The 24,463-nt window shown below is 48.9% G+C and carries 22 protein-coding genes; 5 read left to right on the top strand and 17 right to left on the bottom strand.

Annotated elements, in window-relative coordinates:
* Positions 1–6 precede the first annotated feature (6 nt).
* Genes DFR60_RS04245 through DFR60_RS04225 form a run of 5 tightly spaced genes read left to right on the top strand, consistent with a single transcriptional unit; the run spans position 7 to position 4,198 of the window.
* Entirely contained in the window at positions 7–1,083 is a 1,077-nt protein-coding gene (locus tag DFR60_RS04245) for an ABC transporter ATP-binding protein (RefSeq protein ID WP_110321797.1), read from the top strand.
* Complete coding sequence (locus DFR60_RS04240) at positions 1,076–1,888, top strand: ABC transporter permease (protein ID WP_110321796.1); 813 nt, start codon at positions 1,076–1,078, stop codon at positions 1,886–1,888. The genes DFR60_RS04245 and DFR60_RS04240 overlap by 8 nt, the downstream gene beginning before the upstream one ends.
* Positions 1,888–2,679, top strand: a complete 792-nt coding sequence (locus DFR60_RS04235; RefSeq protein WP_110321795.1) for an ABC transporter permease — start codon at positions 1,888–1,890, stop codon at positions 2,677–2,679. Before DFR60_RS04240 ends, DFR60_RS04235 begins: the two co-directional genes overlap by 1 nt.
* A 49-nt stretch (positions 2,680–2,728) precedes the next feature.
* Positions 2,729–3,826: an ABC transporter substrate-binding protein gene (locus tag DFR60_RS04230; protein WP_110321794.1), complete on the top strand. Its 1,098-nt coding sequence runs from the start codon at positions 2,729–2,731 to the stop codon at positions 3,824–3,826.
* Positions 3,827–3,877: 51 nt separating this feature from the next.
* Positions 3,878–4,198 (top strand): DUF1622 domain-containing protein, encoded by a 321-nt coding sequence (locus DFR60_RS04225; protein WP_110321793.1) that lies wholly within the window; start codon positions 3,878–3,880, stop codon positions 4,196–4,198.
* A 57-nt stretch (positions 4,199–4,255) separates the two neighbouring features.
* On the opposite strand, the gene DFR60_RS04220 is transcribed toward DFR60_RS04225, so the two are convergent.
* The 17 genes from DFR60_RS04220 to DFR60_RS04140 form a co-directional block, all read right to left on the bottom strand.
* Entirely contained in the window at positions 4,256–5,023 is a 768-nt protein-coding gene (locus DFR60_RS04220; protein ID WP_110321792.1) for a GntR family transcriptional regulator, read from the bottom strand.
* Positions 5,024–5,074: 51 nt separating this feature from the next.
* Entirely contained in the window at positions 5,075–6,367 is a 1,293-nt protein-coding gene (locus DFR60_RS04215) for a uracil-xanthine permease family protein (protein ID WP_110321791.1), read from the bottom strand.
* A 14-nt stretch (positions 6,368–6,381) separates the two neighbouring features.
* Positions 6,382–6,864 (bottom strand): nucleoside deaminase, encoded by a 483-nt coding sequence (locus DFR60_RS04210; protein WP_110321790.1) that lies wholly within the window; start codon positions 6,862–6,864, stop codon positions 6,382–6,384.
* Positions 6,865–7,085: 221 nt separating this feature from the next.
* Positions 7,086–7,808: a hypothetical protein gene (locus DFR60_RS04205; RefSeq protein WP_110321789.1), complete on the bottom strand. Its 723-nt coding sequence runs from the start codon at positions 7,806–7,808 to the stop codon at positions 7,086–7,088.
* 27 nt (positions 7,809–7,835) lie between these two features.
* On the bottom strand, positions 7,836–8,555 hold the full coding sequence (locus DFR60_RS04200; RefSeq protein ID WP_110321788.1) for a DUF5058 family protein: 720 nt from the start codon (positions 8,553–8,555) through the stop codon (positions 7,836–7,838).
* Between the two features lie 59 nt (positions 8,556–8,614).
* The gene (locus DFR60_RS04195) at positions 8,615–10,048 is read right to left on the bottom strand and encodes an amidohydrolase (RefSeq protein WP_110321787.1); all 1,434 of its coding nucleotides are present in this window, start codon (positions 10,046–10,048) and stop codon (positions 8,615–8,617) included.
* A 199-nt stretch (positions 10,049–10,247) separates the two neighbouring features.
* A complete protein-coding gene (locus DFR60_RS04190) occupies positions 10,248–11,135 on the bottom strand; it encodes a LysR family transcriptional regulator (protein ID WP_110321786.1) in 888 nt (295 codons plus the stop codon).
* A 19-nt stretch (positions 11,136–11,154) separates the two neighbouring features.
* Positions 11,155–14,403, bottom strand: coding sequence for an alpha-mannosidase (locus DFR60_RS04185; protein ID WP_110321785.1), 3,249 nt, complete (start codon positions 14,401–14,403; stop codon positions 11,155–11,157).
* 14 nt (positions 14,404–14,417) lie between these two features.
* Positions 14,418–15,437: a LacI family DNA-binding transcriptional regulator gene (locus tag DFR60_RS04180; protein ID WP_110321784.1), complete on the bottom strand. Its 1,020-nt coding sequence runs from the start codon at positions 15,435–15,437 to the stop codon at positions 14,418–14,420.
* The gene (locus DFR60_RS04175; protein WP_110321783.1) at positions 15,434–16,531 is read right to left on the bottom strand and encodes an aldose epimerase family protein; all 1,098 of its coding nucleotides are present in this window, start codon (positions 16,529–16,531) and stop codon (positions 15,434–15,436) included. The genes DFR60_RS04180 and DFR60_RS04175 overlap by 4 nt, the downstream gene beginning before the upstream one ends.
* Positions 16,532–16,744: 213 nt before the next feature.
* Positions 16,745–18,475, bottom strand: coding sequence for an AAA family ATPase (locus tag DFR60_RS04170; protein ID WP_110321782.1), 1,731 nt, complete (start codon positions 18,473–18,475; stop codon positions 16,745–16,747).
* 215 nt (positions 18,476–18,690) lie between these two features.
* Positions 18,691–18,894: a 2-hydroxymuconate tautomerase gene (thmT, locus tag DFR60_RS04165; protein ID WP_006774379.1), complete on the bottom strand. Its 204-nt coding sequence runs from the start codon at positions 18,892–18,894 to the stop codon at positions 18,691–18,693.
* Positions 18,895–18,896: 2 nt separating this feature from the next.
* Positions 18,897–19,604 (bottom strand): RraA family protein, encoded by a 708-nt coding sequence (locus DFR60_RS04160; RefSeq protein ID WP_110321781.1) that lies wholly within the window; start codon positions 19,602–19,604, stop codon positions 18,897–18,899.
* Positions 19,588–21,480: a TRAP transporter permease gene (locus tag DFR60_RS04155; protein WP_110321780.1), complete on the bottom strand. Its 1,893-nt coding sequence runs from the start codon at positions 21,478–21,480 to the stop codon at positions 19,588–19,590. Before DFR60_RS04155 ends, DFR60_RS04160 begins: the two co-directional genes overlap by 17 nt.
* A 27-nt stretch (positions 21,481–21,507) precedes the next feature.
* Complete coding sequence (locus tag DFR60_RS04150; RefSeq protein WP_110321779.1) at positions 21,508–22,530, bottom strand: TAXI family TRAP transporter solute-binding subunit; 1,023 nt, start codon at positions 22,528–22,530, stop codon at positions 21,508–21,510.
* Between the two features lie 47 nt (positions 22,531–22,577).
* Positions 22,578–23,474: a DUF6282 family protein gene (locus tag DFR60_RS04145; protein WP_110321778.1), complete on the bottom strand. Its 897-nt coding sequence runs from the start codon at positions 23,472–23,474 to the stop codon at positions 22,578–22,580.
* Positions 23,475–23,592: 118 nt separating this feature from the next.
* On the bottom strand, positions 23,593–24,456 hold the full coding sequence (locus tag DFR60_RS04140) for a fumarate hydratase (RefSeq protein WP_110321777.1): 864 nt from the start codon (positions 24,454–24,456) through the stop codon (positions 23,593–23,595).
* Positions 24,457–24,463 lie beyond the last annotated feature (7 nt).

Below are 24,463 nucleotides of genomic sequence, written 5' to 3'. Positions count from 1 at the left end.
AGGGTCATGGGTCAGCCATTAATTGATTTAAAAAACATTACGAAGGCATTTGACGGCACGGTTGTGCTGGACGATTTAAATCTTTCCGTAAAGGAAAATACATTTGTCACACTGCTTGGACCCAGCGGCTGCGGTAAAACCACAACGCTCCGGATTATCGGCGGATTCGAACGGCCGGATCAGGGCACGGTCATCTTTGACGGCCAGGACATCACCAGCCTTCCGCCAAATAAACGCCAGCTGAACACCGTATTCCAGAAATACGCGCTGTTCACCCATATGTCCATTGCGGAAAATATCGCATTCGGACTAAAGATCAAAAACAAACCGAAGACGTATATCCAGGATAAGATCAAGTACGCCTTAAAGCTGGTGAACTTAGACGGCTTCGAAAACCGTACCGTGGACTCCTTAAGCGGCGGCCAGCAGCAGCGAATCGCCATTGCACGCGCCATCGTCAATGAGCCCCGCGTCCTGCTCCTCGACGAACCGCTGGGAGCGCTTGACTTAAAGCTCCGCCAGGATATGCAGTATGAGCTGATCCGTTTAAAGAATGAACTGGGAATCACCTTTATCTACGTGACCCATGACCAGGAGGAAGCCCTCACCATGTCCGACACCATCGTCGTCATGAACCAGGGCTATATCCAGCAGATGGGATCTCCGGAAAGCATCTATAATGAACCGGAAAATGCCTTTGTGGCGGATTTTATCGGGGAAAGCAACATCGTTCCCGGCATCATGATCCGGGATGAGCTGGTGGAAATCTTTGGCGCGAAGTTTGTCTGTGTCGATAGGGGCTTTGGCAACAACAAGCCGGTTGACGTGGTAATCCGTCCGGAGGACATCGATTTAGTGGCTCCCGGACAGGGCTCGATCTCAGGCGTCGTAACCCATTTAATCTTCAAAGGCGTTCACTACGAGATGGAAGTCACCACACCGGATGGCTTCGAGTGGCTCGTACACAGCACGGATATGTTCCCGGTCGGACAGGAAGTGGATATCCACGTGGATCCATTCGACATCCAGATCATGAACAAACCGGCTTCAGAGGATGAGGAGGCCGTGGGAGTCAATGAGTAAGAAATTATTATCCGGTCCCTATCTCATGTGGATGATCGGTTTCACCATCATTCCGCTGGCTTTGATCGTATTTTATGGTCTGACAGACAGAAGCGGGGCGTTCACTCTGGCGAATGTCTTATCCATCGCCACGGCGGAACACTCCAAGGCATTGTGGCTGTCCCTCGGGCTGTCCTTCGTCAGCACTATTATCTGTCTCATCCTCGCCTATCCGCTGGCCCTCATTCTCCGGTCGCGGGGCATCGGCCAGGGCAGCTTTATCGTCTTCATATTCATTCTGCCGATGTGGATGAATTTCCTGCTGCGCACGCTGGCATGGCAGACGCTTCTGGAGAAGAACGGAGTGATCAACGGAATTTTATCGGCGCTCCACCTGCCGACCCAGGGCTTAATCAACACACCGGGAGCCATTATTCTCGGCATGGTATACAACTTCCTGCCATTTATGGTTCTTCCTATTTATAATGTACTGTCCAAGATCGATGACAACGTCATAAATGCCGCCCAGGACCTGGGAGCCAACTTTTTTCAGATCCTGTTCCGCATCCTGCTCCCGTTAAGCATCCCGGGGATCGTCAGCGGAATCACCATGGTGTTTGTGCCGGCGCTTACCACCTTCGTTATCTCCAATTTACTGGGCGGAAGCAAGATCCTCTTAATCGGCAATGTCATCGAGCAGGAATTTACCAAGGGAAGCAACTGGAACCTGGGTTCCGGCCTCTCTCTTGTCATGATGATATTTATCTTAATCAGTATGGCGCTGATCGCCAAATACGATAAAAATGGGGAGGGGACTGCATTTTGATGGGCAAAAAGACTGGTATACTCAAACGTTTTGTTCAGGACTTTTATCTGGTCCTCATCCTGGTATTTTTGTACGCTCCGATTGCGACCATGACGGTGCTGTCTTTTAACAGCTCCAAGTCCAGGACTCAGTGGGGCGGCTTTACCACACGGTGGTACACGGAGCTGTTTTCCAGCAGTACCATCATGACAGCGCTCTACAATACGCTGCTGATCGCCTTTCTGTCTTCGATCATCGCGGTCATCATCGGCACGGCGGCAGCTATTGCCATTAATAATATGAAGCGTGTTCCCCGCAGTATTGTGATGGGAATCACCAATATTCCCATGCTGAACGCAGATATTGTGACCGGCATCTCCCTGATGCTGGCATTTATCGCCTTCGGAATCTCCCTCGGGTTTAAAACGATTCTGATTGCACATATTACCTTTAACATTCCGTATGTCATTTTAAGTGTCATGCCGAAGTTAAAACAAACGGATAAGAGTACTTATGAGGCCGCCATGGATTTGGGCGCAACTCCGGTCTACGCCTTTTTCAAGGTTGTATTTCCGGATATCCTTCCGGGCGTGCTCTCCGGTTTTCTGCTGGCCTTCACCATGTCGCTGGATGATTTCATCATCACCCATTTTACCCGCGGCGCCGGCATCAACACCTTATCCACGTTAATATACAGCGAAGTACGCCGCGGCATCAAGCCATCCATGTACGCGCTGTCCACCATCATCTTCTTAACAGTGCTGATTCTCTTACTGATTACCAACTTTGCACCGAAACGGAAGAAACATTAAGATCATTTATTAAGATCATTTATTAAGATCATTTAAAAGGAGACAGATTATGAAAAAGAGATTTTGTTCCATCATGGCCGTCCTGGCCGTGGCCGCATTATCCGCCGTCACCATGAGCGGCTGCGGCAAATCTGCCGAAAAAGCAGGAGGCGCCGGAGAAGTTTACGTTTACAACTGGGGGGAGTATATTGACGAGGATGTCATTTCCCAGTTTGAAGAAGAGACCGGGATCAAGGTTATTTACGATATGTTTGAGACTAATGAAGAGATGTACCCGGTCATTGAAGCCGGCGGCGTGAAATACGACGCAGTCTGCCCATCCGATTATATGATTCAGAAGATGATCGAGAATAACATGCTTGCTGAAATCAATTTTGACAATGTTCCTAACATTAAAGAAATTGATTCCAAGTATATGGATATGTCCAGGAGCTTTGACCCGGACAACAAATATTCCGTTCCTTACTGCTGGGGTACCGTGGGAATCCTCTATAACACCAGCATGGTGTCCCCGGAGGATGCACCGACGAAGTGGTCCGATTTATGGGATGAGAAATTTAAGGACAATATCCTGATGCAGGACAGCGTCCGCGATGCGTTCATGGTAGCGCTAAAATCTCTGGGCTACTCGATGAATACCACCAATGAGGCGGAAATTGCCGAGGCGAGAGACTTACTGATCAAGCAGAAGCCTCTGGTTCAGGCGTATGTGATCGATCAGGTCCGCGACAAGATGATCGGCGGCGAAGCTGCCATGGGTGTCATCTACTCTGGTGAAATGCTTTACATTCAGCAGGAGGTGGCCGATCTCGGACTGGATTACTCGCTGGAATACGTAATCCCCGAGGAGGGAACCAATCTCTGGCTGGATTCCTGGGTAATCCCGGCCAACGCTCCGAACAAGGAGAATGCAGAGAAATGGATTAATTTCCTCTGCCGCCCGGAAATCGCCAAGAAGAATTTTGAATACATCACCTACCCGACACCGAACAAGGGTGCCTTTGATTTACTTGATTCTGATCTTCAGAACAACAAGGCTGTATTTCCGGATACCGATTCTCTGAAAAACTGCGAAGTTTTTCAGTATCTTGGAACTGATGTAGATTCTATTTATAATGAATACTGGAAAGAAGTGAAATCGAATTAGGGCTGCATCGCTTACGCATGACAGTACCCGCCGCAGTCAGGAGGACGCATCGTGGTAAACGCATTAGAAACAATTTTACAGCAGGTGGTCGATATCACCATTCTCCTGTTCGAATTTATGGGAGTTCTGGTCATCATCGCGGCAGGGCTCCGCGGGATTTATGATTACGTGAAACGGAACCCCTCAATCCGTCTGAATCTGGCCCAGGGCATGGCTCTGGGGCTGGAATTCAAACTGGGAAGCGAGATCCTGCGTACCGTGGTGGTACGCCAGTTGTCGGAAGTGGCCGTGGTGGCCGCGATTATCGCCCTAAGGGCGGCGCTGACATTCCTGATCCATTGGGAGATCAAGGTGGAACGGGAATCTGAGTAAATATGGTATAGAAAAGAGGAATTTCAGCTCATTTCATTGAGTTGAAATTCCTCTTTTTTAGTACCGTATATTTTTCTGCCGTATCATATTAAACTTTATAATGGCCGTGTTTATATACTCATTTGCATGAATCAGAGGCCGATCCGATGAACTGTAGTTTATTCCTTTCAAGTATAAAAAGGGTTTACACCCCAGCTGATTCATATCTGCATATTGGTCCAGCCCTTCGATCTCTGTCGTCAGAATAGTATCGATCTCCACTTTGTCCCATTCGATTTTTTCACCGGAAAGATTGTAGATGTATTGAAAAATGGAATTCTCATATTTGCTGAATTCACGAAATGCCTCTTCCCCTCCGATAAGAGATAAACTAAAATAATCACGGCAGAAAGCACATACCGTATCATCGGCCAGAAACATCTTCTCCGCTACTACGAGCTGTTCACCGCTCTCCATCTGCAGCTGCTGGCAGATGGCTTCATCCCGGTCGATTTTCTGAATGTTCAGCAGCCTGACAGAAGGTGTATATCCACTGTTCTCAATCATTTGAGTAAATTCCATACAAGGATTAAATTTAACCTTAATATTGAGAGAATCTACGTTTACAAAGGTGCCTTTTCCCTGGCGGCGAAAGATAATGCCCTCTGAAGCCAGGTCATTGAACGCCTGTCGTATGGTGATGCGGCTGACACCGATCAGCTCAGCCATCACCTCTTCTCTGGGAAGCTTATTATTACGGGTTAAATCCATGTTCTTGATATATTTATGTATTTCACGCTTTGCCTGCTCGGAAAGTGTCAGTGTGTTCAGCTTCTGGTACTCCATGTGATAGCCTCCTGCCTTTTTCTTTAATCATAGTTGGTGGGAGGCTCTTTGTCAACGCTTCAAACCCTTGCTTCCATTTAAAAGAAGATTTAGAAGAATGGCACTGGCGCTTACCATAAAAAGACCATTGCTGCAAATCATGCTGAGTGTGGAGGGAAGACCTGCAAAAATATCTGAGGTGAAGGTAGCACCAACGCCGATGGCAATACTGGTTCCTACAATCGTGAAATTATTGTTTTCAAAGAAATTCAGCTTGGACAGTATGGAGATGCCTGACGAAGTAATGACGCCAAACAGAGCCAGGGTGGCTCCTCCCAGAACTGCCTTTGGAACAACCGTTATCACCGCAGATACCTTGGGGAATATGCCAAGAAGAAGCATCATCACTCCGGCTGTTGCAATTACTGAGCGGCTTTTTATTTTTGTGAGGTCGATCAGGCTGACATTTTCATTGAACATGGTGGAGGGGACGGAGTTAAAGGCTCCTGTAATAACCTGCGAAACCGCCTGCGCCTTGATGCCTTTAATCTTAGTGGCATTGTCTGTATGCGTTCCGGCAATCTCATCCAAAACAGAGAAGACGCCAATGCACTGAATCATATTTATAATACAGAAAATGGTCATAATCAATATGGAACCCGCCTCAAACTGCGGTGCACCAAAGTAAAAGGGTGTCACCAGCCGGAATGCACTTGCCTCCTGAATTGGTGTTATATCCACCATTCCCAGGAAAGCCCCGACCACAGTTCCGCCGATAATCCCCAGCAGAAGAGACATGGCCCGCCAGATTCCTTTCCCGAACTTCTCCACCAGGATGATAAAGATTAAAACGCCAAATCCCAGCAGAAGATTCTGTACCGATCCATACGTACTGCTGCCGGCTCCTCCGGCCAGATCCTGGATAGCCGTAGGGGCCAGGCTGACGCCGATCAGTGTAACGAAAGTACCAACGACCACCGGCGGAAACAGCATAAGAATCTTATCCAGGAAAAAGGATAGAAGAAAGATCAGGACACCGGATACCATAATGGCTCCGAACAGGGTGGGAAGGCCGTAAGTATTGCCAATCATGATCATGGGAGCCAGAGGTGCAAAGGAGGAGCCCAGAATGATAGGATATCTGGAGCCTATGTATTTGCTCAAACCAAATACCTGTATCAGAATAGCGATTCCGCTGGTAAAAAGGTTGGCTGATACCAGAAACGCAGTGGTCCTGGCATCCAGCCCCATGGCGCCGCCCATGATAAGAGGAACCGCAATGGTTCCGGGGCACATGGCTAACACATGCTGGAAGCCTACCAACAGGTTCTTGCCAGGGCTTATTTTCTCAGAAAACATATCCATATCAGGTCCTCCTGCTAGTCCCAATAGCCTTCATGAACTTTGGCTGCATCTACTTCCACTTCCGGAACAGGTCCCACCACCTCAATTGCCTTTTGTCCCCGGGAAAATACTTCACGGCAGGGAAGGTCAAAGGTGGGATTCTGCTCATTGCTGCCAGTCAGCTCCAGCAAACGGCGCTCGGTCATGCCATAAACTACGCGGCCGATATTGGCCCAGTAGATGGCGCCGGCACACATTGCGCATGGTTCCGCTGTGGTATATAAGGTGCAGTCCCAGAGAAAATCCTTTGTAAATTCATGGGATGCACGCGCTGCCAGAGTTGCTTCCGCATGACCTGTACAGATTTTGTCTGTGATCTCGATATTCCCCTGCTCCATCACAATGTCTCCGTCCTTGTTCACTAAAAGCGCTCCGAAGGGTGTGTTGCCCGCAGCACGGGCCTCCTTGGATATCTCAATTGCACGTCTTAAATAGTATTCATGGCTCTGGTAACTCATATAGAATCCTCCTGTTTAATAGTATTAGGTAATGGGTAATAGGTATTACCTTTTATTTAAGCCTATCATAACACGCAGAAGATATGATGTCTATGTGAAGGATATACGATAACAGCGCAATAATTGTACAATATAGACAAAAAAGATGAATACCCGCTCAATTGAATGAGTGGACGTTCATCTTTTTTAATCAGGGTATTATTCATCTCCCTGCATTCCCATTAATTTTTCTTTCTGGCCTTTAACTCGCTCTTCAGCGTCATTTTGATGATCCCTGTCTTATACATCACCATGGCACAGACAACCGTGACACCCATACACAAAAGCACTACGAATCCCTCTTTGCCCCCCAGCGGGTAAAATGCATTGATAACAAACACCAGAATCAGCGGAAAGATCATGGTGAGTGATTTTCCCTTTGCCTCGTATTCTCCGCAGTCGTCATTGACAAAGCTTAAAAGAATTCCGCCGAACAGCGCAGGAAGCAGGTACTGAGTCGCCGTCTGAACCGCCGGACTCGTAAGCAGCGGGCGGAGCGGTACCAGAAGAATAACTCCCAGCACAATAATCAGTGTGGTAACAATGGAGGAAACCGCGACGCCGATCGTCGCAATCGTGTCTCCCTCATCTGTGCCCTGCGAGGTGTCTGTGAGCACCTGGGCGTTGATGACCACCGGTATCTTTAAGTTCATGACATTACCGGTTAAAAAGGTTAAGTACGCGGAGGAGCCCAGGATCGGCGTGTAGCTTAGTACCTCTGCAATGTTTGTGGGCAGAAAGACCGCCAGCAGTCCGCCTCCCACTGCAAATATCTGTCCGATGCTCTCCGGCCATACGCCGTAGACCGTGGATATGACCGCAGGAATTCCCATCATAAATCCGATTGCTATGATAACGCCGATGCGCCCGGTCCGGTGGATGCTTGTCTCGTAATTTTTATCCATGATAATACCTTCCTTTCCTTTTCCCCATTAACCAAGTATCCTGACCCACAAAAGGGACGATGCCATGCCCAGCAAAAGCGTATCTGCCATGACGAAATTTCGCAGCCAGAGAATCTTAAATTTCTTAATAACAGCCATATGTATCATGACGATCACGCAGGAGGTGACGACTACCGCCAGATAGACCGGTCCCTTCATGATCTGAATCGGAAGGAATGCTTCGATGATAGCCAGGGACAGCACGCCTGTCAGGAGAGCGCCCATCGCTCCATGTGTGTTTTTCGCCTTCTGCAGACTGGTCTGCACCCGTTTTCCAAAGATCAGGACGCCGACAATACCACCCAGAATACAGATACTCATAACAAACATGACGGTACCGACGATGGAGGCATCTCCCGCCGCGTTAAGCGCAGCAATGGATTCATAGCCGGCTCCCGTGGCTACCATATCGGCCGCCATCAGTTCATACGTAACGGAGCCCACCACGGATAAGCGGAACCATGACCACGGGACCCCCAGAACAGCCGCCAGACTGAACAGACCGATGACGATGGAAATGGAGGGGACGATGGAATAGATGGCCGATGAGGTAATAGCCGTCTTCAGTTTCTCTTTTGTCAGGCCGATTTCCAGACCGTGACGGTATGCTTTTCTCAGTGTAATTATGCAGAATATCAGGATATATACGATTCCCGCCCCGACTAACGCGTAGAGAAGCGGACTGTTCATTATTTCGTTAAATGTCATGATTCTTTTCTCCTTTTTATATGGTAGGGATCATCACCCGGTCAGGAACTCTCTCCTGGTTAGGAAATCTCTCCTGGCTGGACTCCTTCGGGAATCGGTGAAAGGTATACGCCGCCGGTTTCCTCCTCCAGTTCCTTCTTTGCGGTATCAAGGATCTCCGGATTTCCATAGATCTTCGCACAGGCCAGGGCAATCGCACGCGCTACCGCCTGGCTGGCCTTGTCACCGATGGAGGTTCCCACCTGCGCCGTCATCTGCCACGTATGCGCGCCAGTCTCCGGGATTCCCGTCGCCGCCGTGATCTGAGCGGTCGGCACCTGATAGCTCACGTCTCCCACGTCACTGGAGCCGGTCATCACTTTGTCTCTCATGGCAGGCGTATAAGGCATAATAAAAGTATTGAGAGGACGCTGCGCAAATTCTTCCTCGCTGATTCCGTTCTGCTTTGCTCCGTTTTTCACCACCCGCTCTCTCTGTTCCTGCGGCATGGCGGCCAGGAAGTCTCTCGCAATGGCGAATTCCTCTTCCCCAAAATCCGGGGCGCCGGTTTCTAAGTACGCATCGGATAAAAGCATGGAAAGCGTCGGATTGGGAATGGTGTCGCTTAAGCCGCCCAGGACCTTGATGCTTACCTTCGTCTCTGTCATCAGCGCGGCGCCTTCCGCGATCTTTCTCATGCGCTCCAGGATCTCTCCGCTCTGAACGAGCTTTGGAGCACGGATAAAGTAAAGAAGCGAGGCGTGATCCGGTACAATGTTGGGGGCCTCTCCGCCGCAGTCTAAATACGCATAGTGCACACGGGCATCGGAAATAATGTGTTCCCGCAGGTAATTCACGCCCACATTCATCAGCTCACAGGCATCCAGTGCGCTGCGCCCCAGCTCCGGAGCTGCTCCCGCGTGGGCGGTCGTCCCTTTAAAATCGAACCGGACCTTATAATAGGCTACCGTTCTCACCGACATGGACATGTTGCCGTCCATCGGATGCCAACTGAACGCCGCGTCGATGCCGTCAAAACAGTGCTCCTTTACCATAAATGCCTTGCCGAATCCAGTCTCCTCGGCCGGACATCCGTATAATTCCACGGTTCCCGTCACTCCGGTCCTCTGTAAATACTCCTTCACCGCAATCGCCGCCCCTGCGGCCCCTGCCCCCAGGGCGCTGTGGCCGCATCCATGTCCGTACTTTTTTCCTTCGATGGGACATGGCTTCGCACATCCGGCTTTCTGGCTTAAATCTGGTAAAGCATCATACTCGGCCAAAATTCCGATGACAGGCTTACCGCTTCCGTATCTTCCCACAAATGCGGTAGGGATCTTCGCCACCCCTTCTTCCACCTCAAAGCCTTCCTGTCTTAAAACCGCCTTGATCTTCTCCGCACTCTGATCTTCCTGATAACCAAATTCCGCATAATCCCACACGGCCCGGTTGATTCCGGCAATGATATCTGCCTTTTCTGCCACGATGTCATGAATTAATTGTCTTTCTTCCATTTTCCCCTCTCCTTCTGTGCATTTGTTATAGTTAATATTATCAGATACTCGGGTTCAGGAGGAAATATGATTCATTTATGGAGATATATAAACAATCTATATGGTGATATTGAATAATGTTGAAAATCATTGTATTACAGGCTGGATTTTTTATAAAACAAAAACGCCGGCAGACAGTCTCTGCACAGCGTTTTTATAATTAAAAATTGATTCTCTTCTTAAAATACTCCAGATACTCTTTGGCGTAATCGCTCAAACCACGGTCCATGGGATAGAGGTATCCCAGTTCCAGCTGGCGGTTGTCAAAGGGTATGCTGACTACGTGATGGGCGCGGTTATACTCCTCCGAATGGGGCAGCACGATGCTGAACGCCAGGGAATTGGAGACCAGCGATACCCGGGAGGATGTGGACTGAACGCAGATCAGCCGGTTCGGATTAACAATATCCTGCCAGGGCATCCAGTTGGCATCTCTCTCATAGATATTCGAAAACGCCACATAGGGATAGTTTTTCAGCTCTCCCATATCAAAATGCGGCTTCTGGAGCAGCGGATGGTTTTCGGCCAGCTGCACATAGAAGCACACATCCTTCAGCTTTACAAATTTCACGTGGAGGTCGGAACAGAGCCTTGCAAAGCTGGATGATCCTGTCTCAAGATAGATTACCAGGTCGCAGAGGTTTCTGTAGAGCGCCTCCACCTGTTTTTCCCCGTCGCCGATATAACAGGAAAAATGAAGATGAGCCATCTCCTGGTAATCGGTACACAAATCCCAGAAGGCCTCGAAGGCAGGCACGTAACGGGGGTATACGAGCCGGAACAGACAGTCCTCTTCCTGGCTTATCCCGCTGGTAATCTCCTGAATATCCGCCATGATGGAGGTGGCCTTTTTCGCCAGCTTCATCCCGCTGGCCGTCAGCTGCATCCCCATGGGTGTCCGTTCAAATATGGTAATTCCAAGCTCATTTTCCAGGTTCTTAATGGCGTTACTTAAGTTGGGCTGGGAAAGGTAGAGCGTCTTTGCCGCCTTCGATACGGAACCTGTCCTGCTGATTTCCAATACGTACTGGAGCTGTTGAATCGTCATGAGATGCCTCCTGTTTCCATTATTTTAAAGCAATTCTCACTGTTTTTATCTCAAATGCCTTGAAGTCCAGATTGATGACGCCGTCCGTCACAGCTGCTTCCTCTTCCTTATTCTCCAGCATATCGCACAGCCATGCGGATTTCACCGGAAGATTGATCTTTACAGCTGCCGAATCCATCCGTTTCTTGCATTCATAAAGCCGTAAAACCACATCTCCGCTTCCGTCCTCTGCCAGCTTCACGGCCTCGATCACTACGTGGTCTGATCCGGTCTCTGCCAATGAGAAGGTATCTGTTCTTCCGATTACGACAAGAGGTGTTACATTCATCTCATACCCCTGTCTGACCACATCGCTCTCCTGGATACTTCCATTCCATGCCGCCGCTCCATACGTAAAGGTATGAATCCGGTTATCCGCCCGCATATCCGGGCAGGCTCCCGCGCGGAGAAGCGTCAGCTCCAGTGCTCCGTCCTCCATACTGATTCCGTACTTACAGTCATTTAAGACAGCGAATCCATTGCCGCCGTCGCACACGGCGCTGTACCGGTGGTTGCACACTTCGAAACGGTCTTTATCATACGCCCTGGACCGGTGCATCGGGCGCTCCACATAGCCAAACTGCATCTCATTGATCCCATACTCTCCGTATAATACGGTAGGAAAGCTGACCTTCAACAGCCTGTGCAGTTCGCGCCAGTCAACTTCCGTCGCAAATTCTAGCCTGCTTTCTCCCACAGCCAGAGTGATATCCTGGCTGAACGAAGAACTGCCAATCTTTCCTGCCGCCCTCAGAGCTGCTCTGGCGCCTGCGGCGCAGACAATCTCTACGTGCACATCGAAGGCGCCCCCGATTTCCTGTTCCGCATAATTGGAATCGATATCCCAGGCGTCGAATTTTCTCGGCACGTCTTTAAACAGGCGGAAATGGTTCATCGGTGTCCTGGCAAATTCTCTTCCGCTCTCCTTCAGCACATAGGAGGTGATCTCCGCGTTGGAGGCAACGGTTACCCGGAGCCGGTCATTTTCCATCACGAAGCCGTCCCCCTGTGGTATGACTACGGCCAGAGTTGAGGATGGGGCCGGAACGGATCCGGTCCCTTTCACCGCCGCGGGCGCTGTCTCTTTTATCGCTCCAGGTATCGTCTCTTCATTTTCGCACGGAACAACCGTAACCGCGCCCATCGGCGGGACTGCCACTCTGGCGGTAACTGTTTTTCCATCGGTATACACAGGGACTGCCTCACCCTCCAGAGTCCTGCAGCCTTTTTCGTACTCCTCCGGAACTTCGATCAGACAGATGCGCGGGAAGGAAAGGGAGTTAAACACGGTAATTCCATCGCCCTCTTTTATCAGGCTTGAAACTGCTTCTCCACAGAGTTTTTCTGCTTCCTTACAGACGCGGCCAAGAGACCGTTCCGCTTCCTCGTATACCCGGTGGATACTGGAGCCGGGGAGAATATCATGGAACTGGTTCAGCAGTGTTTCCTTCCATAAGCGTTCCGTCTGCTCTGCGGGGTACTGGTAAGCGCTGCCCGCGGCATTTTCCGTATTGTTCCCGGAAATGCTCTCTGTGCCGTGCCCTGCTGCCATGGATGCGGCGGCGGATGCCCACAGTTCTAAGTCTCTCATGGTGAGTTCTGCTCTGCGGTTCCATTTCTTGATAGCGGCCTGTGAAGTGTAGGTGCCGCGGTGAGCCGTAAAATACAGTTCTCCCACATACGTATTGGCCGGGCCGCCCCGGCTCTCCATGCGTTCAAAGTAATCGACCGGGTTCTCCATCTCGATGCGGACACCGCCCTCTAAATCCTTCTGACGCTCTATGAACTCGATGTGATCTCTGGTCGGACCGCCGCCCCCGTCTCCGTAGCCGAACGGAATCAGAAACGTATCCAGATCCCGCTTCTGAGCCCGTTTCTTCCACACGGTGTTCATCTCTTCCGGGGACGTATAATACGTGTAGTTGGTAGGAAGGAAGGCTTCTATCTCGCTTCCGTCCATTCCTCTCCATGAAAAATAGTGGTAGGGGAACTGCTCGCCTTCGTTGTAGGACCAGAATATCTTCTGGGTGACCAGATAATCGACGCCGCATTTTCTCAGAATCTGCGGAAGCGCCGCAGTGTAGCCGAAGGTATCCGGCAGCCAGAGCATCTTGCTGTCCACGTCAAACATTTCTTTATAGTATGCCTTGCCGTACAGAAGCTGGCGGATCAGCGCCTCACCGCCCGCCATATTCGTATCCGGCTCCACCCACATGGCTCCTTCTGCGATCCATTGGCCGTTTTTCACTGCTTTTCGGATCTCCTCAAACAGCTCCGGGTAGTATTTCCGGCACATCTCATAACACGCCGGCTGGCTCTGGATAAATTTGTAGTCTTTATACTCCTCCATCAGACGCAGCTGTGCCGCAAATGTCCTGGCCGTCTTCCGGTAGGTCTCCGCCATGGGCCACAGCCATGCCAGATCGAGATGGGCGTTTCCAATCGCGGAAAATACCGGCATCGTAGAGCCATTGACAGCGGAAAGCACCGGCTCCAGCATGGCACGGGCTTTCCGGTAATCCCGGCTCCTGGCCTCCTTTTCCTGCTCGAAATCCACAAGCAGTGTGAATTGTTCCAGCGCCTCCGCGACTCTGGCCGCCCGCAGGGAATCCTCATCCAGGGTCTTAAGCAGGCTGGAAAGTGTCTCCACATCCATAAAAAGCTGGTATGCGTCTTCATCCCAGATTCCATAGGTTCCTTCTCCCAGCGTCCTTCTTGCTCCCTCAGCCAGCTCGTCCCTGTAAAGTCCGGGAAGAACCGGACCGGTGGAACAGCCGCTGTCCTGGGCTTCTGCGTAGAAATGGCCGGCGTATGTCTCCATGCAGATCTCAAATACGTCTCCCGGTTTCGCCTCCCGGGTCAGTGTATTATCCACCAGAAAATGGTGGGGCTGTTTCACCCAGTCAGCCCGGTACGTGCCAAACGCTGAACCATTCACAAACACCGTAGATTCTCCGCCCGGACATAAGTTCAGTACAATTCTCTTTCCGGCAGTCTCTTCCGGCAGCGTGAGTTTCGTGCGGAACCACGCATATTCGTAGGTATCGCCCCAGGTATAGCCGGGTTCCACCCTCTCATACGTTCTTTCGCCGGCCTCCTCGAAGCTCAGCTGCTCCATCGTCTTAAATACTTCCCAGTCAAGCGTACCTGCCGGGGTATAAAAATCTTCCTTCAGGGTCCTGATCCAATGATTGATTCTGTCTCTGTATTCCGAATGCATAATCCCCATTTATTTGTCCTCGTCTAATTATACTCGTTTCTATTTCTGACCGTCCCGCCAGCCGCAATCGCTGTATCGATCACCGCCTGCCTGATCTCTGCACTTCCCTGTATCTGTTCCACCAGAATCTGTGCGGCCATGGCGGACATCCTGCCCTTATAGGAGCTGACAGAGGTCAGGCCCAGGGGCAGCTTTAACCGCGACTCAATATGGTCGAAGCCAATGATGGAACAGTCTTTTGGCACCATTTTGCCGCGTTTTAACAGACAGCACCAGGCCTCCCAGGCCAGCATGTCACTGAAGGCAAAGATCGCAGTATACTCCTGTCCCTCGTTCTCCAGGTCCCTTAAAACAGCCTCGCATCCGTCGGAAACCACCGGAACCTGGCGGATCAGCCGCTCATTCACGGGAACCCCCGCCTCGCGAAACGCCCGGCAGTAGCCCTCCAGACGCTCCCTGGCGCTGGATATATAGGTGGCTCCATGAAGGAGCAGAATATCCCGGTGGCCGGCCGAGAGTAATTCCTTCGTCGCCTGATACCCGCCCAGTTCATCGTTGCAGACCACGTAGCTGTATGCTTCGTCACGGCGCCCGATCAGCACAAAGGGAACGCCCGACTCTTTTAAATAAGTTAAGTTGTCCGGTGTCTTCTGTGCCGGACAGATGATAATACCGTCCACATTTTTGTTGAGAGCGGACTGTATCGCCGCCAGCTCCAGCTCCTCATTTTCATTGGTGTTAAACAGAATGGAGGTGTATCCGGCTTTCCACGCATAGCCCTCGATCTCCTTCATCATAATGGAAAAATGAGGATTGGAGATGTCTCCTAAAATCACTGCGATGGTATTCGTATATCCCAGACGCAGGGAAGCCGCCAGCGTGTTGCTTACATGTCCCATTTCCTGCGCAGTCTTCTGAATCATCTCTCTTGTCGGGGCTGCGATATCGTCTTTATCCCTCAGCGCCCTAGAAACCGTATTGACGCTGTAACCGGTCTTCGCAGCAATATCCTTTAACGTGACGGCCGGTCTTCTCTTCTTCATCTGCCTTCTCCGCCCTGTTTAAGCCCCTGGCTTTTAAAGCGGTATACCGTCTCCGTCACGCACGGCTCATTGGCCTTTATGATGGGAGATGCAAAAGCCGGTTCATTGGCTGCATTGGGAAAATACTGGGTCTCAAGGCAGAATCCACATCTTTTTCCGTACTTCACGCCGCCCTTTCCAGGCTCTTCTTTCAGGAAATTCCCTGCGTACAGCTGGACACCCGGTCTGTCCGTATCCACTTCCATGGTAATCCCACTCTCAGAACAGACAACGACAGCGGCTCTATAAAGACCTGTGGTGGTATCGTCTGAGACGGAATTCTGATTGATTACGAAATTGTGATCATATCCTCCGGTATACTGTAGCTGTTGAAAATCTGCATCGATATCGAGGCCAATCGCTTTCCCCTGTCGGAAATCCATGGGAGTCCCCGTCACATCCGCCTTCTCGCCGGTGGGAATCGAGGCGGAATCTCTGACCGGCGTATAGGAATCTGCCATCAGAGTCAGTACATGATTCAAAATCGTGCCGCTGTCGTGGCCGCCTAAGTTAAAGTAGCTGTGATTCGTCGGGTTAAATACAGTCTCTGCATCCGACACGCCTTTATAGGTGATGCGGATCTCATTCTCATCGGTCAGCGCATAGGTGACCTCCAGCTTTAAGTTACCCGGGAATCCCTGGTCGCCGTCGGGGCTCTCCAGGACGAACGTAACCTCATTCCTGTCCTCTGCCGTCTCCTTCACTTCCCACATACGGATCTGATATCCGTCAGGGCCGCTGTGAAGATTGTTCTCCCCTTCGTTGGGCGTCATATGATAGACTTTCCCTTCCAGGGTGACTGCGGCGCCTTCCAGCCTGTTACCATTTCTCCCTACTGTTGAGCCGAAATATGTATTCGTATTCTTTCGGTACTCCTCCGGGCTTTCGTATCCCAATACTACGTCGCGCGGATGGCCCTCCTGGTCCGGCACGATAACTCTGGTCAGCACAGCTCCTAAATCCGACATGGTGATCTCCATGCCGTTTCTGTTTTTCAGTGTAAAAAGGCTGACTTCTTGCGCTCCTTCTGCTGCTCCAAATATGGTTCTGTTCATGATGTACTTCCTTTCCATTAACGTTAATGAAAGTATATCTTTTTTTCCACTGTGCGTCAAGCAGAAAGCCGGAAGTACGCTTTAAAATAGAGCGCAGATTGGGAGAATTATCTGTTAAAAAAACAGGAACTGCAGTTTCCTATGCAAAACGAAACTGCAGTTCCATATGTCTTTACGCAATCATAATTTTCCCGCCGTCTGAACTGGCACTTTTTAAAATTGTTTGCGATGTACCTTAATTCTGCACTGCTTCCTGAAGAATGCAATGCCATAGAGCAGAACATCGGTGTATCCCTCCTCAGGCAGACTGGAATCATACTTTTTTTCTTCAATCTGCTGCATTGCTGTGTCACAGGCATTTTCCATGCCTTTATAGGTCTCGGATACTTTCAGTTCCATGATGACTGGCGTTTTTGACACATTGTGGCTGCGTACCAGTATATCCAGACGCCCATTTCCACTCTCACGGTTCGACTTTACCAGATAATCCCTTAGATTATTTAATACACCCATCATGAAACCATGATAATACTTTCCGCCGAACGAAAGTGAGGGGGACTTACCAACTTCCTGGGTATCCATATAGCTGATGCTCTCCTGAAGCAGTCCGGATAGCTCTGCCTGAAACTGATCGGCATCCCCTTCCAGCATGGCCGCATACATTTGCGATAAATCTTTTACTTTTATCTGATCGCGAAACCATTTGGTGATTGTATTATTAAAAATATACTTAACTTCCAGATTTGGAACCGCCATTGTCAGGTATTGGGTTTCATTCTCCATCTTCCTGGATATCTGTTTTAAATACCCCGTAAAAAACAGAAAATTCCATAAGTTATCCTCTGAATCGTATACGCTGTCATACGTAATTTCTTCGTGGACAGGTTTTTCTATCGTTCCGCCGGCTAACAGAATCTCCAGTTCTTCCTTTACAGAGATATCCGCCCGTTCTACCAGACTGCGAACAATGCTGTTGGAGCTTGTATTGGCCCAGTATGGCGTCGGCAGTTCATCGGTAAAAACAGTCAGTGCTTTGATATAGTTTGTCACACTCCATGGATTATAAACTTCTGCATCACCGAACAAGTACCCATCATACCATGATTTAATCAGCTCTCTTTTCATGTCAAGATTATAATACCGCAGCATCCTGTCAACTTCCTGTTGGGTGAAACCAAAGTACTCATCATAAGAGCGGCTTAATATTGAAATAATATCCAGATTATTCAAACCTGTAAATATAGATTCCTTTGTAATTCTCAGACAGCCTGTAACAACAGAAAATTCCTGACAGGGATTCGTCTTAAGCGCAGATTCAAACACCGATCGGATAAATCCTATCATATTATCATAAAATCCTGAAAACCAGGCATTTTCAAGCGGTACATCATACTCATCAATCAGAATGATGACTTTTCTCCCCCAGTGTTGATACAGACACTCGGAAAGAAAGCGAATCGATGTGGCAAAGTCCTGCTGGCTTCCACTCAGATTCATAATATCCTCATATCTTCTTTTCTGCTCTGGTACCTTCAAAGAATCAAGCACAATCCGGTGTCTTAAGTATTCTCTTCCTATCTCCTCCTTCAAACAGCCATAGGCCAATTCCCAATCCGGCTGCTTAGAGGATTTAAGAGACAGACTGATAACCGGATAACTGCTCATCTCCTGCGTATAACGATCTCCCTGCTTCATGATCTGCATATCCTTGAAAAGGGCCTGATTCGCTTCATTTCCTTCCAGGCTTCCGGTATTCTCAAAAAAGAAGCGGATCATGCTTTGATTTAAGGTCTTGCCAAACCTTCTCGGCCGGGTAAACAAATTTACCTCCCCCTTTTTGTCAAGCAGTTCCTTGATAAAAAGAGTTTTATCTACATAGTAGTAATTATTTCTAATTAACTTTTCGAAATCATCAATTCCTACAGGCAAAGGCTTTTTCTGCATTGAAATCCTCCTTACACACCACATACGATATAAAAATTATATCCTGTTCCATGTGGAAACACAAGGGCAGAGTCATTATTCCAGCCGAAACGGACAAATTTAATTGCACTCCCCATAAAAAAGGAAAAACCGGTACTCAATCATGAGCCCGGCTTATTTCCTCCTTCCACCAGCATATCAGTTCCTGTTATGAGGGCTTAAAATTATCTCCGTCATTAAATCGGAGGCTTCACCTCTCTGTCGCACCATAACAGGCCACCGTGTGCCAGTTGATCTTCCTCCACCTCCAGCATAATGAGTGAAATGCGCTCCTGTGATATTCCAAGAGCTTCCGACGCCGCTTCTGTTACACCTTTAGCAAGTCGCCGTTTTTGCTCTGCTGTTCGTCCCTTAAGCATTTGAATCTGAATTCGCGGCATAATTATGCCTCCCGTTTCTGTTCCATCATTTCTTTAACCCATGCAGGTGTCAAATCCGGCAAATCAGAACCTTCTGTCTTGCATCTCCTGTACTCATTGATAGCGGCTACCCTTTTTTCCTCGTAGGCAACTTTTACTTCTGCCGCCTCTAAAACCTCTTTTATTTTTTCTCTCGGTACAACCACCACTCCGTCATAATCTCCAACAATTAAATCTCCCGGGTTTACCAGGACAGAGCCACATTCGACTGGGATATTCAATCCTCCTGGTCCTTTTTTTGCCGGACTCGCCGGCTTATAACCTCTGCTGAACATCGGCATTCCGATTTCATCAAGACCTGTCTTGTCACGTATATATCCGTCGACGATAATTCCTGACACACCGATTGCCTCTGCCGCACCGCCCATCAAGTCACCCATATAAGCCCTCTCTTCAAAGGCCTTTCCACTTACAACAATTACATATCCGGGCCTGCAGTTATAAATTGCAACATGCAGCGGCAAATTGTCACCATCTTTTGTTTCCACAGTACAAGCGGTCCCGACAACACTCATCTTATCTGAAACCGGTTTAATCTGTCCGCTCATACAACGGCCCGCAAGAAGTCCAAGCTTGCTTAGACCATCACAAATATTTGCTGAGCTCAGCTTAGATGCGCGCTCAATAAGATCTTCAGAAATTAATTCCGGTAACTCATAATAATTTTCCATAATTAACATACCCCTCAGTTTTTGTATTGTTTTGATTTGCTCTTAAAACCGTAACTATTACGATAACGGCAAGCGCCAAACCTGCCGCATTAATCCATAACGGATTTGAAATAATCATACACACACCCGCAACCAGTAAAAGCAGTCTTGTACCTACATTCAAATTATGTACCAGCCATCCCGACACTGCCACTGACAAAATCATGCAGCCTATGACTGCGGTGACTACTGCAATCACAATCATTCCCGGATTTCCCATCAGCAGCAGACTATTATCAAAGGCAAAGATAAATGGAATAATAAATCCGGTTGATGCAAGCTTCAGCGCATCCCAGCCAGTTTCCCATACCCCCGCCCCTGATATTCCGGAAGCAGCAAATACCGACAGTGCAACAGGAGGTGTAATTGTAGAAATCGCGCCGAAATACAGCAAGAACAAATGTGCCGCCATTTTACTCACTCCAAGGTTCAGCAATACAGGAGCAACCAATACCGCCAATACCATATATGCCGCCGATGTCGGAAGTCCCATACCAAGCAGAAGGCTGGCTGCCATGGAAAGCAATAGTGCAAACAATAAATTTCCTCCGGATATCATTTCGATCAGGCTGCTGATCTTAAGTCCAAAACCGGTAAGACTCATGGAGCCCATGATAATACCGGCCAATATACATGCAGCCGCTACCGGGGCGATACTTTTCACCGAATTTTCGCAGGCTCCTAATATATTTCCAACAGTCATATTCCTGCGGTTTTTAATAAAACCAACAATTAATGTTACGATAATACTGTAAAACGCAGATAATTGAACACTCATGCCTGAAATGATAAGTGCCACCAGTACAAGCAAAGGAACAATAAACAACCAGCCTTCTTTCAATACTTCGCGCGGTTTTTTAATATCCTCAGGATTGCCGGCCGCAATATTATCTCTGCGGGCAATCAAATATACTGACAATGACAATGTCATATAATAAAGAATTGCCGGAACCAACGCCGCCAATGCAATCTTGGCATAGTCGATCCCTGTCATCTCAGCCATCAGAAATGCCACGGCCCCCATAACCGGCGGCATAATCTGGCCGCCAGACGATGCGACTGCCTCTATGGCGCCCGCAGTACTCGGCCGAATGCCAATTTTTTTCATCAGTGGTATGGTAAAGGTACCTGTCGTTACTACATTTGCGGCCCCTGAGCCATTGATAGTTCCCATCAGCATACTGGAATAAACCGCAGCCTGTGCCGGGCCTCCCCTCGCCTTACCCACAAACGCAAATGCCAAATCCACGAAAAATGCGCCGGCGCCTGTAAGTTCCAGAATGCTCCCGAACAAAATGAACAGGAATATATACTTCGCACTCACGTACAGGGTCTGTCCAAAGATTCCATCACTGGAGGTATAGATAAAAATCGCAATTCGGTTCACTGTAAACCTGGTTGTCTTCATCAGCCCTGGTACCATATTCCCAAAATAGCAGTACAGAAGAAACGCAACCCCGATTAAAGGGAGAATCTTCCCTACAGCCCGCCGTCCGACTTCCAACACAAGCAGTACAGCGATTACCGCTACAATGATATCCTCTGTGGTATAAAGTCCTGCCTGCGTGACCAGACGCTCCTGCATGGCAACCTGATGATAACAGGTATAAATCGTCAGCATAATAATAACGGCATCGTACACTGGTCCGATATACTTAAGTTTTGTGGGCTTCCTGAGTACAATATAACTCCCAATAAAGCCCCAGTGAACCGCCGCCAGGACGTAGGAGGTCCAAGTTCCGTAGGAGGCAGAAAACATATGGAACAGGCAAAGTACTACAGACATGCCAAGTGCGATCATATCTACCATCTTCTGGTGTTTTAATTTTTCTGTCATAAACAATTCCTTTCACAAGTTCACGCTCTAGTCAACTAATCCCAGCTCCCTGTAGTAACGCGCCGCACCAGGATGCAGTTTGGCCGCCGCAGAAGCTGCAGTCTCCGCATTTATTTCCTGACATGCCACATGTGCGTCTACATAATCAGGCTGTCCTTCCAGTGCCCCTTTCACAAATTGATAGACCGCCTCTTCAGGAACATCTCCGGATGCAATGATTTCCGTATATATTTTCAGTGTATTCACGGAATTCATATTTGGATATGCCCCCTCTTTTGTAGTCGCAGCGGTATAGTATGGGTACTTCTCTACTACCTGCTTAAGGATCTCCTCTCCTGCGTCAACAAACTTTAAATCAGAGGTAGCAGAAGCACTCGTAAGACCCGATGCTGGTGCCGAGGCGACAAAAAATGTAGCATCAATCACACCATCCGTCAGTTTCTCGAGCCCCTCGTCAATGGAGTAGTAAACCGCTTTGATATCCGAATCAGTATTGATACCGTAAGCTTCCAAAATTGCGATAGACATAGCGGGAATCGTACTGCTTGGCGGTCCAAGACAAACTGTCTTGCCCCTTAAATCCTCATACGTCTCGATACCTGAATTTGCCGTTGTAATCATATGCCCCTGGCTCTCATACAGACGCATAACGCCTTTTACATTGCCTGGTTCTGCATAGATTTCATAAAAACCACTGCCGCCTCCATGCGATGACCAGTAGGCAGCATCTGCGTTTGTCATGCCAAGATCCATCTCTCCTGACATACAAAGGTTTACATTCTCCACCCCTCCATTTGTAGTCTGTGCCACAACCGTTAAGTCGGGATTCTTTGTATTGACTTCATTAGCAATTGCAGCGCCGACAACATAATAAGTACCAGTACTGGCCGCGGTTCCCAGTGTCAGGTCATAATGTGTTCCGCCACTTGAAGCACCTTCGGCCGCCGTACTGCCGGAATTCCCCGTTGTACTGTTTGTCGGGCTGCATGCTGCAGTCATGAAAACAGCTGCCAACACCAGCATCGCCAAACCTGTATTCTTTCTCTTCATTTGAAACCCCCTGTTCTATCTGTGATAAATATTGCGAGTGATGTCAGTTATGCTTTTCCCAGCAGTATCCGCTGATTATGACATGTCATTTTCTTAATATCCCCTTCTGAAATACCCCGATCATACAGGCTTGTCACAAACTGCTCCAGACCTTCATCCGGATATATTCCTGTTTTCTGTCCTAAATCCGTAGAGAGAATGATATGGCTGGCTCCAATCGCACGTATCTGTTCCAACACTACTTCAAAGTCTACTTTTCCAGAATTATATGTAACAAAACAATGTTCCATATAAGCACCGCAGCGCAGCAGTTCCACTTGTTCTTCCACCGTGTAAAATGTGGTTGGGAAGTCCACATGTGTAATAATAATATGCTCTACCCGGTGTTCTTTCGCCGCCCTTACAAGAGCAAATGTCTCCTCATGTGAAAGATGCGACGTTGCCAGGATCATCTGATGTCTTGCAATCACCTCCAGAACCTGATGCGTTGCTTCTGTCAGCCTCCCGTCTTCACCGACCACGCGGATAACCGGATTGTCAATTCCCTCTTCACGCATCTGCAGTACCACCTGCGCCCAGTACGGAAGTTTTTTATCCGGATTCCAGTCCTCTCCCAAAGTAAGATTTTGCTCATGCGCAGAATCACTGGTTGGAAACCAGACAAGCTTCGTACCAGCGCGTGCTGCCATCTCCACAGCTGCAGGATTGATTCCCCCTACCGAACCATTTAGTGTAATTGTCCCCACCGCATCGCATGCGGGATAAAGCTTCCTGGTCATTGCAGCGCGTTCTCCCGTACAAAAGTAATGAGACTTCATTGCAAATCCAGCCATCCCACTGTCCATTACCCGCTGTGCCATCTCGAAATCGTCGAGTCTTCTTGGCAGCACATCTGGGGCTGTATGCACATGAAGATCATATGCCCCTTGAATTAGTTCTCTCATACTCTCCTCCTTGTTATGAGCACTTAGCGGCTGTCTTTTAGCCGCTTACGTGCGATACATATCACTGGCACTTAGTGAGGTCTTTCACGAGCTTAGTGCAGTGACTTTGTTTCCGTTATCATAAGGTCTCCCATTCACAGGATGCTTTACGAATCTCCATACAGCAGTTCGGGCGCATCGAAACCACCCGGAAGCCGCTCGCACGCATGTCTCCGATTTTAATAAATGTAGCAAGCACCGAACTGGCACCACCCAAACCGATCGGTCCAATCCCCTTTCCATTGACTGCGTCCGTGATGCGTTTCTCTATCTCACTCTGCACATCATAACGTCCGTCCTTCATTGCCTCAAGAGAGAGTGAAGAGGCTTCCACCGCCGTACGCCCAAGGCCAAATGACAGTGTACACGGCTGGCATCCAAGCGCTGCTACCTGCGGAACCGCCCATGTGATCATCTCCTCAACTACATGATCCAGAGAATGCATGTGAAATAAAGCCTGGGTTCTGCTCCTGATCTCTGGTCCTCCTCCAAGCATCAGGACGGTGAGACGAATTTTACTTCCCGCCATACGGCGGATTTGTGTAGGAGCGGGTTTTAACATACCAGGCTCGTCATATAGGCCTTTGCACTGTGAAATACGCTCTAATTCATCTCCGCGTACTCCCATCGGACGCGCCGGCAGGTCATTTAATCCTTTTCTAATTCCCTCTTCCATTGCCTCCAGAAATCCAGCCGGAAGGCTGGCCTCATCTCCAATTTCCAGAAACGGGTGCGGCGTCCCTGTGTCATCGCACAATGCACAATGTTTCTTATCTGCAACAACTGCATTTTTAATAAAATTTTCCATTGCCCATTTTGCATGTGGAATCTCTTCCTCTGCACATGCCTGTTTCCAGCAGGCAACCTGATCGTCTCGCCAGTGAGAGCTTGCATCTACCACCGTCCGAGCGACATCATCTGTCACTTTATTTAAAAATACCATATGTCCC

Origin of the sequence: Hungatella effluvii (assembly GCF_003201875.1) — a bacterium.
GTDB classification, from domain to species: Bacteria; Bacillota; Clostridia; order Lachnospirales; family Lachnospiraceae; genus Hungatella; species Hungatella effluvii.
This window is presented reverse-complemented; position numbering and strand designations above follow the sequence as displayed.

Bases quoted from the DNA above. Each gene is read 5' to 3' on its own strand.
- DFR60_RS04230 (WP_110321794.1), top strand. From the start codon at position 2,729: ATGAAAAAGAGATTTTGTTCCATCATGGCCGTCCTGGCCGTGGCCGCA.
- DFR60_RS04190 (WP_110321786.1), bottom strand. From the start codon at position 11,135: ATGACGATTCAACAGCTCCAGTACGTATTGGAAATCAGCAGGACAGGT.
- DFR60_RS04140 (WP_110321777.1), bottom strand. From the start codon at position 24,456: ATGGTATTTTTAAATAAAGTGACAGATGATGTCGCTCGGACGGTGGTA.
- DFR60_RS04215 (WP_110321791.1), bottom strand. From the start codon at position 6,367: ATGGATATGTTTTCTGAGAAAATAAGCCCTGGCAAGAACCTGTTGGTA.
- DFR60_RS04245 (WP_110321797.1), top strand. From the start codon at position 7: ATGGGTCAGCCATTAATTGATTTAAAAAACATTACGAAGGCATTTGAC.
- thmT (WP_006774379.1), bottom strand. From the start codon at position 18,894: ATGCCGCGAATTCAGATTCAAATGCTTAAGGGACGAACAGCAGAGCAA.
- DFR60_RS04180 (WP_110321784.1), bottom strand. From the start codon at position 15,437: ATGAAGAAGAGAAGACCGGCCGTCACGTTAAAGGATATTGCTGCGAAG.
- DFR60_RS04185 (WP_110321785.1), bottom strand. From the start codon at position 14,403: ATGGGGATTATGCATTCGGAATACAGAGACAGAATCAATCATTGGATC.
- DFR60_RS04145 (WP_110321778.1), bottom strand. From the start codon at position 23,474: ATGAGAGAACTAATTCAAGGGGCATATGATCTTCATGTGCATACAGCC.
- DFR60_RS04170 (WP_110321782.1), bottom strand. From the start codon at position 18,475: ATGCAGAAAAAGCCTTTGCCTGTAGGAATTGATGATTTCGAAAAGTTA.
- DFR60_RS04160 (WP_110321781.1), bottom strand. From the start codon at position 19,604: ATGGAAAATTATTATGAGTTACCGGAATTAATTTCTGAAGATCTTATT.
- DFR60_RS04205 (WP_110321789.1), bottom strand. From the start codon at position 7,808: ATGGATAAAAATTACGAGACAAGCATCCACCGGACCGGGCGCATCGGC.
- DFR60_RS04240 (WP_110321796.1), top strand. From the start codon at position 1,076: ATGAGTAAGAAATTATTATCCGGTCCCTATCTCATGTGGATGATCGGT.
- DFR60_RS04210 (WP_110321790.1), bottom strand. From the start codon at position 6,864: ATGAGTTACCAGAGCCATGAATACTATTTAAGACGTGCAATTGAGATA.
- DFR60_RS04235 (WP_110321795.1), top strand. From the start codon at position 1,888: ATGGGCAAAAAGACTGGTATACTCAAACGTTTTGTTCAGGACTTTTAT.
- DFR60_RS04200 (WP_110321788.1), bottom strand. From the start codon at position 8,555: ATGACATTTAACGAAATAATGAACAGTCCGCTTCTCTACGCGTTAGTC.
- DFR60_RS04195 (WP_110321787.1), bottom strand. From the start codon at position 10,048: ATGGAAGAAAGACAATTAATTCATGACATCGTGGCAGAAAAGGCAGAT.
- DFR60_RS04150 (WP_110321779.1), bottom strand. From the start codon at position 22,530: ATGAAGAGAAAGAATACAGGTTTGGCGATGCTGGTGTTGGCAGCTGTT.
- DFR60_RS04220 (WP_110321792.1), bottom strand. From the start codon at position 5,023: ATGGAGTACCAGAAGCTGAACACACTGACACTTTCCGAGCAGGCAAAG.
- DFR60_RS04175 (WP_110321783.1), bottom strand. From the start codon at position 16,531: ATGAACAGAACCATATTTGGAGCAGCAGAAGGAGCGCAAGAAGTCAGC.
- DFR60_RS04155 (WP_110321780.1), bottom strand. From the start codon at position 21,480: ATGACAGAAAAATTAAAACACCAGAAGATGGTAGATATGATCGCACTT.